The 14,416-nt window shown below is 63.9% G+C and carries 21 protein-coding genes; 20 read left to right on the top strand and 1 reads right to left on the bottom strand.

Going from position 1 to position 14,416, the window contains the following annotated elements; translation table 11 throughout:
• The first annotated feature begins 91 nt into the window (after positions 1–91).
• The 17 genes from NKH91_RS04080 (at position 92) to NKH91_RS04000 (ending at position 12,141) form a co-directional block, all read left to right on the top strand.
• A complete protein-coding gene (locus NKH91_RS04080; RefSeq protein WP_352677185.1) occupies positions 92–532 on the top strand; it encodes a hypothetical protein in 441 nt (146 codons plus the stop codon).
• Positions 533–1,151: 619 nt separating this feature from the next.
• Positions 1,152–1,478, top strand: a complete 327-nt coding sequence (locus NKH91_RS04075) for a DUF736 domain-containing protein (protein ID WP_352677186.1) — start codon at positions 1,152–1,154, stop codon at positions 1,476–1,478.
• A 175-nt stretch (positions 1,479–1,653) separates the two neighbouring features.
• Complete coding sequence (locus NKH91_RS04070; RefSeq protein WP_023715497.1) at positions 1,654–1,914, top strand: DNA -binding domain-containing protein; 261 nt, start codon at positions 1,654–1,656, stop codon at positions 1,912–1,914.
• Positions 1,915–2,048: 134 nt separating this feature from the next.
• Positions 2,049–2,297 carry a transcriptional regulator domain-containing protein gene (locus NKH91_RS04065; RefSeq protein WP_352883497.1) on the top strand — a complete coding sequence of 83 codons (249 nt, stop codon included), beginning with the start codon at positions 2,049–2,051 and terminating at the stop codon, positions 2,295–2,297.
• Complete coding sequence (locus NKH91_RS04060) at positions 2,269–2,814, top strand: DUF2285 domain-containing protein (protein WP_352677188.1); 546 nt, start codon at positions 2,269–2,271, stop codon at positions 2,812–2,814. Before NKH91_RS04065 ends, NKH91_RS04060 begins: the two co-directional genes overlap by 29 nt.
• Before the next feature lie 140 nt (positions 2,815–2,954).
• Positions 2,955–3,236 (top strand): helix-turn-helix transcriptional regulator, encoded by a 282-nt coding sequence (locus NKH91_RS04055; RefSeq protein WP_352677189.1) that lies wholly within the window; start codon positions 2,955–2,957, stop codon positions 3,234–3,236.
• A gap of 17 nt (positions 3,237–3,253) precedes the next feature.
• A complete protein-coding gene (locus tag NKH91_RS04050; protein ID WP_352883493.1) occupies positions 3,254–4,414 on the top strand; it encodes a replication initiator protein A in 1,161 nt (386 codons plus the stop codon).
• Positions 4,411–4,653: a hypothetical protein gene (locus tag NKH91_RS04045; protein ID WP_352883490.1), complete on the top strand. Its 243-nt coding sequence runs from the start codon at positions 4,411–4,413 to the stop codon at positions 4,651–4,653. Before NKH91_RS04050 ends, NKH91_RS04045 begins: the two co-directional genes overlap by 4 nt.
• Positions 4,650–5,171 (top strand): DUF2840 domain-containing protein, encoded by a 522-nt coding sequence (locus NKH91_RS04040; RefSeq protein ID WP_352883487.1) that lies wholly within the window; start codon positions 4,650–4,652, stop codon positions 5,169–5,171. Before NKH91_RS04045 ends, NKH91_RS04040 begins: the two co-directional genes overlap by 4 nt.
• Positions 5,168–5,713, top strand: coding sequence for a S26 family signal peptidase (locus NKH91_RS04035; RefSeq protein WP_352883485.1), 546 nt, complete (start codon positions 5,168–5,170; stop codon positions 5,711–5,713). Before NKH91_RS04040 ends, NKH91_RS04035 begins: the two co-directional genes overlap by 4 nt.
• 70 nt (positions 5,714–5,783) lie before the next feature.
• Positions 5,784–6,119, top strand: a complete 336-nt coding sequence (locus tag NKH91_RS04030) for a DUF736 domain-containing protein (RefSeq protein WP_352883483.1) — start codon at positions 5,784–5,786, stop codon at positions 6,117–6,119.
• A 3-nt stretch (positions 6,120–6,122) separates the two neighbouring features.
• Complete coding sequence (locus NKH91_RS04025; protein WP_352883481.1) at positions 6,123–6,896, top strand: lytic transglycosylase domain-containing protein; 774 nt, start codon at positions 6,123–6,125, stop codon at positions 6,894–6,896.
• 252 nt (positions 6,897–7,148) lie between these two features.
• Complete coding sequence (locus tag NKH91_RS04020) at positions 7,149–8,888, top strand: relaxase/mobilization nuclease domain-containing protein (protein WP_352883479.1); 1,740 nt, start codon at positions 7,149–7,151, stop codon at positions 8,886–8,888.
• A gap of 27 nt (positions 8,889–8,915) precedes the next feature.
• Positions 8,916–10,904, top strand: a complete 1,989-nt coding sequence (locus tag NKH91_RS04015) for a conjugal transfer protein TraG (RefSeq protein ID WP_352883476.1) — start codon at positions 8,916–8,918, stop codon at positions 10,902–10,904.
• 7 nt (positions 10,905–10,911) lie between these two features.
• Complete coding sequence (locus tag NKH91_RS04010) at positions 10,912–11,367, top strand: CopG family transcriptional regulator (protein ID WP_352883474.1); 456 nt, start codon at positions 10,912–10,914, stop codon at positions 11,365–11,367.
• Positions 11,368–11,452: 85 nt separating this feature from the next.
• Positions 11,453–11,827, top strand: a complete 375-nt coding sequence (locus NKH91_RS04005) for a type II toxin-antitoxin system RelE/ParE family toxin (protein ID WP_502898967.1) — start codon at positions 11,453–11,455, stop codon at positions 11,825–11,827.
• Entirely contained in the window at positions 11,824–12,141 is a 318-nt protein-coding gene (locus tag NKH91_RS04000) for a helix-turn-helix domain-containing protein (protein ID WP_023685975.1), read from the top strand. Before NKH91_RS04005 ends, NKH91_RS04000 begins: the two co-directional genes overlap by 4 nt.
• 229 nt (positions 12,142–12,370) lie before the next feature.
• Here the strand turns inward: NKH91_RS04000 and NKH91_RS03995 are convergent, their stop codons facing one another.
• Complete coding sequence (locus NKH91_RS03995; protein ID WP_023694925.1) at positions 12,371–12,499, bottom strand: hypothetical protein; 129 nt, start codon at positions 12,497–12,499, stop codon at positions 12,371–12,373.
• 267 nt (positions 12,500–12,766) lie between these two features.
• Between NKH91_RS03995 and trbB the strand changes: the two genes are divergently transcribed.
• Genes trbB through NKH91_RS03980 form a run of 3 tightly spaced genes read left to right on the top strand, consistent with a single transcriptional unit; the run spans position 12,767 to position 14,408 of the window.
• The gene (gene trbB, locus NKH91_RS03990; protein WP_352883471.1) at positions 12,767–13,783 is read left to right on the top strand and encodes a P-type conjugative transfer ATPase TrbB; all 1,017 of its coding nucleotides are present in this window, start codon (positions 12,767–12,769) and stop codon (positions 13,781–13,783) included.
• A 35-nt stretch (positions 13,784–13,818) separates the two neighbouring features.
• The gene (locus NKH91_RS03985) at positions 13,819–14,112 is read left to right on the top strand and encodes a TrbC/VirB2 family type IV secretion system protein (RefSeq protein ID WP_352815276.1); all 294 of its coding nucleotides are present in this window, start codon (positions 13,819–13,821) and stop codon (positions 14,110–14,112) included.
• The gene (locus NKH91_RS03980) at positions 14,112–14,408 is read left to right on the top strand and encodes a VirB3 family type IV secretion system protein (RefSeq protein WP_352883469.1); all 297 of its coding nucleotides are present in this window, start codon (positions 14,112–14,114) and stop codon (positions 14,406–14,408) included. Before NKH91_RS03985 ends, NKH91_RS03980 begins: the two co-directional genes overlap by 1 nt.
• Positions 14,409–14,416 lie beyond the last annotated feature (8 nt).

Below are 14,416 nucleotides of genomic sequence, written 5' to 3'. Positions count from 1 at the left end.
TCGCCCGCGCTTTTCCTTTGCTACGCTGTGCACTGCGCCAGGTGGTGGTGGAAGGCGCAATCGCCAGAGCTATTCTCTCGGAGACATCCCCATGATCATCCTCGGCATTCTCCTTTGCATCGCGGCCATCGGTATCATGTGCTGGTTGCTCTTAACGCTTGCTATCGTCGCCCTCCCGTTGTTCGTCGGCGTTAGCGCAAGCACTTGGGCATTCAATACCGGCGCCGGCTGGCTTGGCGCGATCCTTGTCGGCATCCTCGCAGCCGGGCTGACGCTCGGCGTCGGCCAAATTCTCCTCGGCGTTATCAGCGTCATGTGGGCGAAGCTGGCGATCGCGCTGGTCTTCGTCGCTCCCGCGATCGTTGCCGGCTACCATGCCACCCATGGCATCGCGAAGCACATGATGCCTTCGGAAACCTGGCAGATCGTCTTTTCCGTCATTGGCGCGACCGCCGTCGGCGTCACGGCATATCTGCGGGTCGTGGGCATGACAGCCGCCGACCAATCCGGCAGGGACGTGGTTCGAGCCTAGACCCGCGCGGGCGCGGCGGATGGACCAGACCGACGAAGGCCTAGCCTCCTTATTATCGGTGGTTGGAGCAATCGGGCTACGTGCCAAGGATCGAAGGATTGGGCAATCCCGGTGCGGCCACGTTTGTGGCCTTGGACTCTCTTCGGTCGATGCTGCAAGGCAGGTCCGACCAGTCGGTGGCAGGACGGCAGCGCGGCCGGTGGCGGCTGCGTTGCAGGTGCACCGGATCTGGTGCCTGGAATGCGTGGGCGATGCCAATGAAGCTCGTAGCGATCCGCTGGCGGCGCGTTGGACGCCAACGTCTCTGTTGCCAATCCGTCCCAAGAGCGCTCCAAACGGCCTCTTCAATGGGCTGATCTGCCCGAAGGACGGCTGAAGCCTCGACCGCCTGAGCCGCAACGACGCATCTCGACTTTCTTCCCCTGCCGGCTCCCACCCCATGCGGCAAGCGCATGGGGACCCCGAGCGCCGCCATTCCTCGCGAGACAAGAAAGTCGTTCTTGCGCCGTCCTCCGCGTTGCTCCGGTCGCAGGCGATGCGTCGTCGGTCGCCATCCGGCCAACCGATCGCCATCGAGGCCGCATGGTGCGGGCTCGGGAACAGAAAACGGAGACTTACAATGGCTACCATCGGCACCTTCAAGAAGACCGCCTCGAACGAGTTCACCGGCGAAATCGTCACCCTCAGCGTCCAGGCCAAGAACGTGCGCATCGTCCCAGACACACGCGCCACTGGCGAGAACGCTCCCAGCCACCGGGTGCTGGTCGGCCGCGCCGAGATCGGCGCCGCATGGTCGAAGACCTCCAACGAGGGCCGCGACTACCTGGGCCTCAAGCTCGACGATCCGAGCTTCAACGCCCCGATCTACGCCAACCTCTTCGACGACGAGGAAGGTGAGGGTTTCTCGCTCATCTGGTCCCGCCCGAACGCGCGGCGGGGTGACTGAGGACCCGCGCAGGCCCCGGCCGGAAGGCCGGGGCCTTCTTCCGCGGCCGTCCGGTTCGGTTCTCCCAAGCCGAGAGCGATGCCGAAACCGTATCGCCCGATGCTGATCAACCATCCTCCGCTGGCAAAATTGCTTCTATAAAATGCAGGCTCACTCTGTGAAGACGAGGCAAGCGATGATCGAGCCGTTTGACGAAACCGCGCCGACCAGTGACGAACTCACCGAATACGATCGGGAACACGTCAAGCTCTATATGCGCCTGCTTGACGCCGCCGACGACGGCGCGGACTGGCGCGAGGTGGTCGAAATCCTCTTCGGCATTGATCTGACGAAGGAGCCACAACGCGCCCGGCGCATCCACGACAGCCATCTGGCGCGAGCGCGCTGGATGGCGCGTGCAGGCTACCGTCATCTCTTGCGTCGACCCGGCAACTAGCACCACAGCGCCTGTGGTTCGCGGGTGATGCCGAAGTGGCATCACCCGATGCCCGGCAAGGGTCTTCCGCCAATCGCTACAACCCGGAATCGTTTGGAGGCGGGGTCTACGCGTTGTTTGCGAGGAGCTCTTGGATGAGGCCGGATACGTCGCACTGGCGAGACAATGCCAGCTATGATTATTTCGATACATTACCCGTCGAAGGGCTCGCCTGGGAATGTCTGCGGCGTCACGAACCCTATCAACGGCACTACCAAGCGCTCCTGACCACAAGAGCCGAAAAAGCACCCTTCCACCCTGAGACACAGCGGCTGTGGGGGTTACGATTTCCCTGCCAGGCCGGATTTGTCCGCCTTGGCGCAAGACGTTTTCTGGTCGCCTGACGTCGATCCAGCTGTGGTTTCTCTCGTGCCGGCGCCGGAATTCTTGTCTTCCTTGCGATCGGCGCCTTTGACCGGCCTGGGCGTGGTCCACGACAGCCCCGAAGGACGTCACATTGTCCACAGTGCAGGTGTCGCGACCCAACTTCTCCTTCTGCCCGGCAGTGACCCGCACGGCCACCTGGCGGCGCTGATCCCATTGGATGCAGAGACGTTGGGACGGATCGAAGCACTCACCCGCTTCTGGCGTTCCTTGCAGGGGCGCCCCACACCTTCGGACACGCGGATGACCCCGCAGCAGCGCCGCCGCTTTCGACTGATGATACAAGCCGCTGACGGCCACTCGAATGGCGCGAGCTACCGCGACATTGCCGTCGCGCTTTACGGGTCTAAGCGCGTCGCTGCCGATCCTTGGAAAACCTCCGCGCTGCGCGACGCGGTGATCGGCCTCGTCGAAGGCGCCACCGCCATGATTGGCGGCGGCTATTTGCAGATCCTGCGTCATCGCCGCCGATCGTAGCGGTTGCGACACGGGAGAGGGGGTGGGATTTTAGCCCCCCTCAACTTCCCCATCCCTTGCGAAACCCATTCTCCGCCACCGTGGTCGCCGTCCACCGCTGAACGCCAGCGGCTGCCCAAAACCCCACGGAGGTCCGACCCATGCGACCCGATATCGCCGTTTTGCCGCCGCGCTTCCTGCGCACCAAGGAAGCCGCGGATTTCCTCAGCCTGTCCGCCCGTACGCTCGAAAAGCACCGGACCTATGGCACTGGTCCTTCCTACCGCAAGCTCGGCGGCCGTGTCGTCTATGCCGTCGACGATCTTCAGGCTTGGGCCGAACGCGGCGCTGTCACCTCTACATCCGATCCGCGTGGGTTGGTCCTGCCCGCCAAGCGTCACACACCGACGCCGCCGGCGCATGGCGGACGATACGCACGCTGACCGCGCGCGGATTTCCAATGGTGGCGCGAAACCAATCCCTTTCGGAGCGCGGGCAGCTCAACCTGTTCCGAGCGCTGCCTGGCGACTTCGCCCCACGAGACGCGCAGGATCTCATGGCCTATCCGTTCTTCTCCCTTTCCAAGACGCATCGCATCGCCCCGATCGATTTTGCGGCCGGCAACGTCACGATCCGGGTCGAGGCCGTACCCGATCACGGCATGGCGACCATCTGGGACGCCGACATCCTGATCTGGGCCGCCAGCCAGATCGTCGAGGCGCGTGACACCGGGCTTCGCACCTCGCGGCTGATGGCCGCCACGCCCTATGAGATTCTCACCTTCGTCGGCCGAGGCAAGAGCCTGCGCGACTATCAGCGCCTGAAGGCGGCGCTTGATCGGCTGCAGTCGACCACCGTCTCGACGACAATTCGTCAGCCCGCCGAGGGCCGGCGTCACCGCTTCTCATGGATCAATGAGTGGCAGGAGCGCATCGACCGCCATGGCAAACCCGCGGGGATCGAGTTGATCGTCCCCGACTGGTTCTACCAGGCGGTCCTCGATGATGCGCTCGTGCTGACGATTGATCGCGCCTATTTCGACCTCACTGGCGGGCTGGATCGCTGGCTCTATCGGCTTGTACGCAAGCATGGCGGACGCCAGCGCGATGGCTGGCGCTTCGACTTCCGCCACCTTCACCAGAAATCCGGCAGCCTGTCGCCCTACAAGCGCTTTGCCTTCGAGTTGCGCGACATCATCCGCCGCCAGCCGCTGCCCGGCTACACGCTCTTCCTCGAAGTGGAGATGGGCGGCCGGACGCTGCTCGCTTTCGAGCGGATCACCTCCTGTGGAGAGCCTGTGGACGGCATCGTGCTATCGGGAACCGGACCTATCGTGCCATCGGGAACCGCGGGCTCGTGCTATCGGGAACCCAAACGGGGCCTAACCCTAGGAAAGCAAAGCCGAAATCGCGCCCTTAACTTAGACTCTAACCCAGAATCTAACCTTGAAGTGCGTACGCGCGATGTGCAGAGGCTCGTCCGGCGAGCCAGCGACGCACTCAGCGTAACCACCAACAAGACCCCGAACACGTCGACGGTTTCTGGCGGTCGCAACACGGCAACCAGCGTCTCCGAAGCCCCGAATCCGCCTCTTGATCCGCGCTCGGGAGCCACCCGATGATCGCCGCACTCCTCAATCGAAAGAGCCGTGTCGGCAAGGCAACTTTGACCCTGCTTCTCGCCGGTGAATTGATCTGCAAGGGAAATCAGTTCGCGACGTTCGTCGTGCGCCCGACCACCGATATGACGCCGCAGGTGCGCGACCGCATCGCCGCTTTCCAGCACAACGTCACCGTCGCCGACATGCTGCGCGCGAGCCTCGCGCGCGAATTTCCCACCACATCAGGAGAACCGAAATGACTGGCATCGCGGCTCCCCGCATGCGCGGCGCGTTCCCGGCCACGCACCACCCCTCCGACAATCTCGTCCATGTCGAACTGACCTGGGTCGAGAAGAGACAAGAGAACTGGATACGGTTCGGCACCCACGCCCACGAACAGATCGTTGATCGTCGCCGACGCATCCTGTCTTATCGCCCCGGTACGGTCTTCGCGTTCGTTCGCTGGGCCGCGAACGACTTCGGAACGATCATCTCACGCATCGACATCGTGCGTGCGGTCGCACGTGGCGAAGCCTATCAGACACTGCCCTTCGTGCGCCCCGGCGGCGACATCCTTCTGAAGGTCGAGAGCTGGCCCAAGGTCGAGCGCGTGCTGCAGGCGATCGACGCCATCCAGCGCCTCGACATCGAGCCGGAGTTGGTGTCGCCCGATCATTGGCGGCACATCCACAACCGGATAACCGCCGGCCACACGCCGCGCAGCTACACACTCGACCAACATCGCGCCTTCCTGCTGCGCAAGAGGACCGAGCCGTGACGCGCGCCGGGATCATCCTCGCTAGCGTTCTCGCATCCATCGGCGTCGGCTATCCCGGCCTCACTTCGATGCCCACGACGCTGATCTGGAATGCGTCAGCTAGCGCACCGATCGGCTTGTACACGATCGACTTCCACGGACCGTTCGAGGTCACCGATCTTGTGGCCGTCGACGCGCCTGAGCCACTCGCCGCGTTCCTCGCCGATCGCGGCTATCTGCCGAGGGGCGTGCCACTCCTGAAGCGCATCCGTGGCGTTTCCGGGCAACGTGTCTGTCGCTCGAACCTCACCATCACTGTCGATGGTATCGAGGCGGGCGCGGCGCTCGAGCGTGATCGGGCCGGCCGAGACCTGCCGGTCTGGAAGGGCTGCCGCCGCGTCTCGACCGGGGAAGTCTTCCTGATGAACTGGCAGGTCCGCGACAGCCTCGACGGACGTTACTTCGGCCTCCTCTCCACTAGCCAGATCATCGGCCGCGCCGTCCCGCTGTGGACGGACGAGGGCGGCAACGGACGCTTCGAATGGCGCGCGCCAACGCGGTGAGCGCGCGACCGGCGGCGCGCGTCGTGGCGCTAGCCTTCATCACCGCACCACTGAAAAACAGGAGCCTGATATGCAACAGATTGGAGAGTTCACGCGCCAGAAGACTGGCTATAGCGGGCGCATCCACACGCTCAGTCTCAACCTGGATATCGCCGTGCTGGCGGCAGAGGCGAGCGAAACGGAGAATGCGCCTGACTACCGCATTCACGCCGGAAACGAGGACGGCCCCGAGATTGGCGCCGGTTGGAAACGCTTCAGCGAAAAGGCCGGAGACTATGTCTCGATCCAGCTCGACGACCCGACCTTCGCGCAGCCGATACGCGCGAACCTCTTTCGCAATGGCGACGACAAAACCTCCTGGTCGCTGCACTGGGCGCGGCCGCGCGACCGCAGCGAGAAGGATTGAACGATGCGCGCTCGCCGTCCGTCGACGAGCCATCGCGATGCGCCCGGGCCGTTCCGTGCTGCCCGGCGCATGGCTCTGCTCCTCCTTTGCGGCCTGTCCGTCGCGACCGTCATGCCGGCGGCGACAGTGGCGCAGGACCTGGCCGTCCCACGGTCGTCCCAACGCGATCCGTTCGGCGCGCATATCGCAGAAGCCTCGCACCGCTTTGGCGTTCCGACCGCGTTGATACGCGCCATCATGCGCAAGGAGAGTGCGGGCGATGTGCGCGCCGTGTCCAGCGCAGGCGCCCGCGGCCTGATGCAGATCATGCCCGGCACATGGGATGATCTGCGCGCCCGCTGGTCGCTTGGCCGCGATCCATTCGATCCCCGGGACAACATCCTGGCCGGAACGGCGTATCTGCGCGAACTGCACGAACGCTTCGGCTCGCCAGGATTTCTGGCCGCGTACAACGCGGGACCTGCACGCTACCAAGCCTACCTCACTGGGCGTCCGTTACCGGCCGAGACCCGCGCCTATGTCGCAGCACTAGCCCCCCTGATCGGTGAAAGCGGGGGTATGCGCCCTTTCGCCGTTACGTCTGTCGAGGCCATTCCGTGGAAGCACGGCTCGCTCTTCGTCGGTCAGCCGGATCGCATGCAAGCTGTCGCTCTCGTGCCGACCGAACGGCCACCAAATGACGCGAGCTCCGCACCCACCGTGCGCGATGTCTCCGCCATCGTGCCGCTGTCCGAAGGCCTCTTCGTGGCGCGAGCGGGCGAAGGGATCCAGCCATGAGCGCGCCTGGGCGTCTTCGCGCAACCGCGAGCACCAGCGCACCGTGGCGTGGATGGAGGCGGAAGGTGTGCAGAACAACCGAACAACCGGAAGATGGCGAGATAAAAGGCCGCGAGGTGCGGCGGCGGTCGGTCGTGTTGTTTCAATAGGTTATGCAGCATTTCCGCGAGGTGCTAGCCGGCGGCGCACCGCGCCAGAACACCGATTTTCCCGTGATTTCCGTGCCTTGGCACGATGTGCGGATCTCTTTAGATGACTGGCGAGGACGATCTTCGAATCCGCCCCGGCCGCATCCGCTCGTCAGGCACCCAGCGCGCCAGGCCCTTCATCGCGCAGGCGCTTGCCGCCGCGCAAAAGGCCGGCGCCCGCATCTCTCGCTCCGGCCGGATCAGTCCGGGCAATCGCTCGACGTTCGGGCGTGGCCGCTCGGCGAGCGTGCGCGCCAATCGTCTCCTCACCAGCCGCTCGCGCACCGTGATCATCAAGACACGGCTGGTGCGCCATCACGCGCGCGGCGCGCCGCTTGCCGCCCATCTCAGCTATCTGCGCCGCGAGGGCGTCACCCGTGACGGGGAGAAGGCAAGGCTGTTTGGGCCGGAGGCCGGGGAGGTGGATGGCGGTGCCTTCGCCGCGCGGTGTGGCGATGATCGGCACCACTTCCGCTTCATCGTCTCGCCGGAAGATGCCGTCCACATGGCGGACCTCAAATCCTTCGCCCGCGATCTGATGGGGCAGATGGAAAAGGACCTCGGCACAAAACTCGATTGGGCCGGCGTCGATCACTGGAACACCGACAATCCGCACCTTCACATCATCCTGCGCGGCCAGACTGATGACGGGCAGGATCTTGTGATCTCCCGCGATTACATCAAGGAGGGGATGCGCGCCCGCGCCGCCGACCTCGTCACCCAGGAGCTTGGCCCGCGCACCGATCTCGACATCCGCCGCAATCTGCAGCGTCAGGTCGAGGCCGAACGTTGGACCCAGCTTGACCGGCAGCTTGTTCGCGATGGCCGCGACACCGGCGTTGTCGATCTTGCGTCCCCGGCGAACGCTCAGCCCGACGAGTATCACGTGCTGAAGGTCGGGCGGGTGCGCATGCTCGAAACCCTTGGCCTTGCCGAACAGGTCGGCCCAGGCCAATGGATGATCGACGAAAAGGCCGAGGCGACGCTGCGCGAGCTTGGCGAACGCGGCGACATCATCAAGCGGATGCACCGCGCCTTGACAGAACAGGGCATCGAGCGCGGATCGGCGACCTATGTGCTGGCGGCGGAGCGCCTAGACACGCCGATCGTGGGTCGGCTGGTCGACCGCGGTCTCGATGATGAACTGAAGGGCAGCGCCTACGCCGTGGTCGATGGCACCGACGGCCGCACACATCACATCAAGCTGTTCGACCTCGACGCCGCCGGCGACAGCGCTCCGGGTTCGATCGTCGAGCTGCGCAGGTTCCATGACGCGCAGGGACATGGACGCGCAGCACTCGCTGTCCGTTCCGATCTCAACATTGAGCAGCAGGTTATCGCCGCCGGCGCAACCTGGCTTGACCGCCAGAATATCGCCCGCGAACCGATTGCGCTATCCGAAGGCGGCTTCGGCGCCGAGGTGCGGCAGGCGATGCAGCGCCGCGCCGACCACCTCGTCGAACAGGGCCTCGGCGAGCGGCATGGCCAACGCACAACCTTCACCCGCAACCTGATCGACACGCTGCGTCGCCGCGAGTTGGAGACGCTCGGCGAAAAGCTCTCGGCCGAAACCGGCCAGCCGTTCAACCGCGTTCGCAGTTGTGAGTTTGTGGCCGGTTCCTACCGGCAACGTTTCACGCTCGCGTCCGGCCGCTTCGCCATGATCGATGACGGCCTCGGTTTCCAACTGGTGCCCTGGACGCCGTCCCTGGAAAAACATCTTGGCCGCCACGTCTCTGGCGTCGTTCGCATTGACGGCGGCATCGACTGGAGTTTTGGCCGCAAGCGAGGCCTCGGCCTCTAAACTGAATTTGAAGAAAGGACCACAGCCATGTCCGCCACCAAGATTCTCTGGGGCCAGATCCTCGCCGTGTTGGCGATCGTACTGTTCACGACTTGGGGCGCGACGGAGTGGGTGGCTTGGCGCCTGGCATTCCAGCCCGAGCTCGGCAGGCCATGGTTCCGTGTCCTGGGCTTTCCGTTTTACCTTCCGCCGTCATTCTTCTGGTGGTGGTATGGCTTCGATGCCTACGCTCCCTCGATCTTCGTGGAGGGAGCCTTTATAGCGGCTTCCGGCGGTTTCGCCTGCGTCGCTGTCGCCATCGGTATGTCGGTCTGGAGGGCTCGCGAGGCCAAGAAGGTCGAGACCTACGGCTCCGCCCGCTGGGCCGACAAGCAGGAGATCAAGGCAACGGGGCTTCTCGGCTCCGACGGCGTGGTGCTTGGGCGACATGATGGCGCCTATCTTCGCCACGACGGACCTGAGCATGTGCTGTGCTTTGCGCCCACACGTTCGGGCAAGGGTGTCGGCCTCGTCGTCCCGTCACTGCTGACCTGGCCGAGCTCAGCGGTCGTTCACGATATCAAGGGCGAGAATTGGCAACTCACCGCGGGCTTCCGCGCCAGGCATGGCCGTGTCCTGCTGTTCGATCCAACCAATCCGAAATCCTCATCCTACAACCCGCTGCTCGAGGTGCGCCGCGGCGAATGGGAAGTCCGCGACGTGCAAAACATCGCTGACATCCTGGTTGATCCAGAAGGCTCGCTTGAGAGGCGAAACCATTGGGAGAAAACCAGCCATGCCCTGCTGGTCGGCGCGATCTTGCACGTCCTTTACGCCGAGATGGACAAGACGCTTGCCGGCGTCGCCGGGTTCCTCTCCGATCCAAAGCGTCCGATCGAATCGACGCTGTCCGCGATGATGAAAACGGCGCATCTGGGTGAGGGCGGTCCGCACCCGGTCATCGCCAGCGCCGCGCGGGAGCTCTTGAACAAATCCGACAACGAGCGCTCCGGCGTGCTGTCAACCGCCATGTCGTTCCTTGGCCTCTATCGCGATCCTGTCGTGGCCGAGGTCACGCGCCGCTGCGACTGGCGCATCAGCGACCTTGTCGACGACAAGCATCCGACGACGCTCTACCTCGTCGTGCCGCCGTCCGACATCAACCGGACCAAGCCGCTTATTCGCCTGATCCTCAATCAGATCGGTCGCCGCTTGACCGAAGATCTGCAGGTGAGGGCGCAAGGGCACCGGCTGCTCCTGATGCTCGACGAGTTCCCGGCGCTTGGCCGCCTCGATTTCTTCGAGTCTGCGCTCGCCTTCATGGCCGGCTACGGGCTGAAAAGCTTCCTGATCGCTCAATCCCTCAATCAGATCGAGAGGGCGTACGGCGCCAACAACTCGATCCTCGATAACTGCCACGTCCGGGTAAGCTTTGCCACCAACGATGAGCGCACCGCCAAGCGGGTGTCCGATGCGCTGGGAACAGCGACCGAGATGAGGGCCATGAGGAACTATGCCGGCCACCGGCTGTCGCCGTGGCTCGGTCATCTCATGGTCTCCCGTTCCGAGACGGCTCGCCCGCTGCTCACGCCGGGCGAAGTGATGCAACTGCCGGCCACCGACGAGATCGTCATGGTCTCGGGTGCGCCGCCGATCCGCGCCAAAAAGGCGCGCTATCATGAGGATGCTCGCTTCCGGGAGCGTATCTTGCCGCCGCCGGTGCTGACGGCGGCGGCGGAGGAGGGGAGGCCCGACGACTGGACGAAACTGCCTCTGCCTTCCCGTCCGCTGATTGCCGAAGCCACGTTGGAGCCGTCGGCCACGGATGACGACACGACTGATTCCGAGCGTCGTCGACAACCTGAACTCAGTCGCGTCGAGCAGGTCGTGAAGCCTTCGACCGAGAACGAGTTCGAGATCGATCACCTCGACGACGCCGACCAACACAATGTTGCCCGCAATCGTCGATTGACGCGCCTGATGCAGGGCATTGCGCGGCAGGCGTCGCTCGACCCGGGCGACGGCGTTGATATGTGAGGCTCCGATGATAAAGGCACCCCGCAAACAACGCCTGTCAGTCTATCTCGATCCGAAGGTCATGAGCAGGCTGGCCGAGCATGCGGCGCGACGAGATTTTTCGCGGTCGCTCGTCGCGGAAGCGGCCATCGAATCGTTCCTCTCACCCGATGCCGCCGAGCGACAGGAGGCGGCGATCACCAAGCGGCTCGACCAGCTCGATCGCCGTATGACACGCCAGGAGCGCGATGTCGCGATTGCCGTGGAGACGCTCGCTGTTTTTGTCCGCTTCTGGCTAGCGACAACACCGGGTTTGCCCGAGCCCGCGGCGCAGGCTGCCCACGCCAAGGCTGGCGAGCGCTATGATGCCTTCGTCACCGCGCTCGGCCGGCGCCTGGCGAGAGGTCCAAAGCTGCGGCAGGAGATCTCCGAGGATATCGATGGCGGCCTGGACACACACCAGCCCGGTAGGCCCGTGGGCTAAATGGACGGGAGGACTGAGATTTTGCAAGCCTCGGTCAGGATTCTTGGTTGAAAATTATAGTCTCTATGCTATAAGGCAAGGGAGAATGAAAGACCAAAAGCCCACGGTATGGATGGGATCATCGAAGGGCGACCTGCGCGAGTTTCCGCTCGATGTTCGCCGGTTGATGGGTGTCGCAATCAACGACGCCCAGAATGGTGAGGAGCACCCGGCTGTCAAAGCCCTGAAAGGGTTTGGGGGCCGCAGCATCCTCGAGGTGGTCGACGACTTCGACGGAGATACCTATCGGGCCGTCTATGCCGTGCGCTTTGCCGGGGTGATCTACGTCCTTCATTGCTTCCAGAAAAAGTCGAAGAAGGGCAGGGAGACACCCAAGCACGAAATCGATCTGGTTACAGTGCGATTGAAGGCGGCCGAGACCCACTACCGCGAAAACTATGGAAAAGGAACAAAGTCATGACGGAAGACATCACCGCCGAAGTGAGCAGCGGCAACGTGTTTGCGGACCTCGGCTTTGACAATCCCGAAGAGGAATTGCTCAAGGCCAAGCTGGCCCGCGAGATCCGCGCCATTATCAAGCGCCGGCGCCTGACCCAGGCGAAGTCGGCTGAACTGCTCGGTATGAAACAGCCCGACGTCTCCGCGATCGCCACCGGGCGCACGGGTAAGTTTTCAATAGACAGGCTGGTTCGCTGTCTGGACCGGCTCGACTACAAGGTCGACGTGGTGGTTCGCCACAAGACTCGACGGTCAACTCGTGCTGAAGCCGCTTGATCAGACGGCTTTGCCGGCGAGCGGACAATTGATTATCCAAGGTTTGGATGGGCGCCACCGCAACCAGGACGGTAGGATTAGCGAAAAGCACGGGAACACGAAGGTGGACACCCTTCGTCAGACCTACGGCGACAATTTCGCAGCTGGGCTTCGCAGCGACTTCGAGGCTATCGACGGTGTTGCAGCGCGCCAGCGTCGGCTCTCTAAGCCCCGTACCTAAGGCGCGCGCTTAGACCTCAATCCAAGCGTAGGCGGCACCAAAGATCCCGAGCGTCAGAGCAATAAACCAAGCCCATCCCTTCAACGAGGCGCGCACGTCTTCAGGCTTTGCGCCTTTTTCGTTGTCGTAGTCGTCCATAATCAGCCTCCATGTTTTCGATCATGGGGTTGGTACAAAATCAAGAGACGCTGGGCAACCCTCCTAGCTGTCGCAACGGATTCGCCTTTGTACGGCGTGATATGCGCAGTCTAATACGGCCGTTTACGTCGGCACCGCCAATCTCCTGTATTTGCACGCTACGCCACTACGCCTCGATATAGATGTTGAAACCACTCGAGATGCGGCTCTCTTAATCATCCCCGTCCAGGGGCCGTCCATGTTCCCCCGGATCGAAACGGGGACAGGATGGCAGCTTCACCACACAATTCAGAAGGTCTGGCGCGCGGTGCACGCATGTTGCGCACGGCGCTCGGGCCCGCGATCGCGCGCTATCTCGACGATGCCGGCATCGTCGAGGTGATGCTCAACCCCGATGGGCGTTTGTGGATCGATCGCCTGTCCGAGGGCCTATCCGACACGGGAGAGCGCCTGTCGGCGGCGGACGGCGAACGCATCGTTCGCCTCGTCGCTCATCATGTCGGTGCCGAAGTCCATGCCGGCGCCCCACGTGTCTCGGCCGAGCTGCCCGAGACGGGGGAGAGGTTCGAGGGGCTTCTTCCTCCCGTCGTCGCGGCGCCCGCCTTCGCGATCCGCAAGCCCGCCGTCGCCATCTTCACCCTTGAGGACTATGTCGCGGCCGGGATCATGTCGGCGCAGCAGGCGGACACGCTGCGCCAGGGCGTTGCCAACCGCGCGAACATTCTCGTTGCAGGCGGCACATCCACGGGCAAGACCACGCTGATCAACGCGCTGCTCGCTGAAGTGGCCAAGACCGCCGATCGCGTCGTCATCATCGAGGATACGCGCGAACTGCAATGCGCCGCGCCAAATCTCGTGGCAATGCGCACGAAAGACGGCGTCGCGTCTCTATCTGATCTCGTTCGCTCATCGCTGCGCCTGCGCCCCGACCGCATTCCGGTCGGCGAGGTGCGCGGGGCCGAGGCGCTCGAGTTGCTCAAGGCCTGGGGCACCGGCCACCCCGGCGGCCTCGGCACGATCCACGCCGGCAGCGCCATTGGCGCGCTCCGCCGCATGGAACAGCTCATCCAGGAAGCCGTCGTCACGGTCCCGCGCGCGCTGATCGCCGAAACGATCGACCTGGTCGCCGTCCTTTCCGGCCGCGGCTCCGCGCGCCGTCTGTCCGAACTCGCCCGTTTCGATGGCTTGCGCCCGGACGGTGATTACCAGGTCGCGTCAGCCGTCCTCGACGGCGACGACAGCCCGACCTTGCTCATCCAAAGCCCTGAAGGAGAAAATCCGTGATCCAACGCCTGCGCCTCGCGCGCCATCGTCTCGCCATGACCGTTTCCGTTGCCACGCTTTTCCTGGTGATGGCTGCGCCCGCCCATGCGTCCGGCTCGTCGATGCCGTGGGAACAGCCGCTGCAACAGATCCTCCAGTCGATCGAGGGTCCGGTTGCCAAGATCATGGCGGTGATCATCATCATCGTCACCGGCCTGACGCTCGCCTTCGGCGACACGTCCGGCGGGTTCCGCCGGCTCATCCAGATCGTGTTCGGCCTGTCCATCGCTTTCGCGGCGTCAAGCTTCTTCCTGTCGTTCTTCTCGTTCGGCGGCGGAGCGCTGGTCTGATGGCGGGCGCTGTCGAACAGGGCGGCCCAATGCCGGATTATCCAGTGCCGGGCTATACGGTCCTCGTGCACCGCGCGCTGACCGAGCCGATCCTGCTCGGCGGCGCCCCGCGCGCCATTGCCATCATGAACGGGACGCTCGCCGGCGCCGTGGGGTTGGGGCTGCGTCTCTGGCTCGTCGGCATTGCCATCTGGGCGATCGGCCATGTTGCCGCTGTCTGGGCCGCCAAGCGCGATCCGCTTTTCGTCGACGTCGTTCGCCGGCATCTGCGCATCCCGGCGCATCTCACGGTCTGAGGGGGCCA

It is taken from the genome of Mesorhizobium sp. M0894 (genome assembly GCF_040319725.1).
Lineage (GTDB): Bacteria > Pseudomonadota > Alphaproteobacteria > Rhizobiales > Rhizobiaceae > Mesorhizobium.
This window is presented reverse-complemented; position numbering and strand designations above follow the sequence as displayed.

What these genes read in the sequence shown, in the direction of transcription:
- trbB (WP_352883471.1), top strand. Translation starts at nt 12,767, where the DNA reads ATGGCAGCTTCACCACACAATTCAGAAGGTCTGGCGCGCGGTGCACGC.
- NKH91_RS04005 (WP_502898967.1), top strand. Translation starts at nt 11,453, where the DNA reads ATGAAAGACCAAAAGCCCACGGTATGGATGGGATCATCGAAGGGCGAC.
- NKH91_RS04015 (WP_352883476.1), top strand. Translation starts at nt 8,916, where the DNA reads ATGTCCGCCACCAAGATTCTCTGGGGCCAGATCCTCGCCGTGTTGGCG.
- NKH91_RS03985 (WP_352815276.1), top strand. Translation starts at nt 13,819, where the DNA reads ATGACCGTTTCCGTTGCCACGCTTTTCCTGGTGATGGCTGCGCCCGCC.
- NKH91_RS04045 (WP_352883490.1), top strand. Translation starts at nt 4,411, where the DNA reads ATGATCGCCGCACTCCTCAATCGAAAGAGCCGTGTCGGCAAGGCAACT.
- NKH91_RS04080 (WP_352677185.1), top strand. Translation starts at nt 92, where the DNA reads ATGATCATCCTCGGCATTCTCCTTTGCATCGCGGCCATCGGTATCATG.
- NKH91_RS03980 (WP_352883469.1), top strand. Translation starts at nt 14,112, where the DNA reads ATGGCGGGCGCTGTCGAACAGGGCGGCCCAATGCCGGATTATCCAGTG.
- NKH91_RS04040 (WP_352883487.1), top strand. Translation starts at nt 4,650, where the DNA reads ATGACTGGCATCGCGGCTCCCCGCATGCGCGGCGCGTTCCCGGCCACG.
- NKH91_RS04070 (WP_023715497.1), top strand. Translation starts at nt 1,654, where the DNA reads ATGATCGAGCCGTTTGACGAAACCGCGCCGACCAGTGACGAACTCACC.
- NKH91_RS04010 (WP_352883474.1), top strand. Translation starts at nt 10,912, where the DNA reads ATGATAAAGGCACCCCGCAAACAACGCCTGTCAGTCTATCTCGATCCG.
- NKH91_RS04050 (WP_352883493.1), top strand. Translation starts at nt 3,254, where the DNA reads ATGGTGGCGCGAAACCAATCCCTTTCGGAGCGCGGGCAGCTCAACCTG.
- NKH91_RS04000 (WP_023685975.1), top strand. Translation starts at nt 11,824, where the DNA reads ATGACGGAAGACATCACCGCCGAAGTGAGCAGCGGCAACGTGTTTGCG.
- NKH91_RS04065 (WP_352883497.1), top strand. Translation starts at nt 2,049, where the DNA reads ATGAGGCCGGATACGTCGCACTGGCGAGACAATGCCAGCTATGATTAT.
- NKH91_RS04020 (WP_352883479.1), top strand. Translation starts at nt 7,149, where the DNA reads ATGACTGGCGAGGACGATCTTCGAATCCGCCCCGGCCGCATCCGCTCG.
- NKH91_RS04055 (WP_352677189.1), top strand. Translation starts at nt 2,955, where the DNA reads ATGCGACCCGATATCGCCGTTTTGCCGCCGCGCTTCCTGCGCACCAAG.
- NKH91_RS04030 (WP_352883483.1), top strand. Translation starts at nt 5,784, where the DNA reads ATGCAACAGATTGGAGAGTTCACGCGCCAGAAGACTGGCTATAGCGGG.
- NKH91_RS04075 (WP_352677186.1), top strand. Translation starts at nt 1,152, where the DNA reads ATGGCTACCATCGGCACCTTCAAGAAGACCGCCTCGAACGAGTTCACC.
- NKH91_RS03995 (WP_023694925.1), bottom strand. Translation starts at nt 12,499, where the DNA reads ATGGACGACTACGACAACGAAAAAGGCGCAAAGCCTGAAGACGTGCGC.
- NKH91_RS04025 (WP_352883481.1), top strand. Translation starts at nt 6,123, where the DNA reads ATGCGCGCTCGCCGTCCGTCGACGAGCCATCGCGATGCGCCCGGGCCG.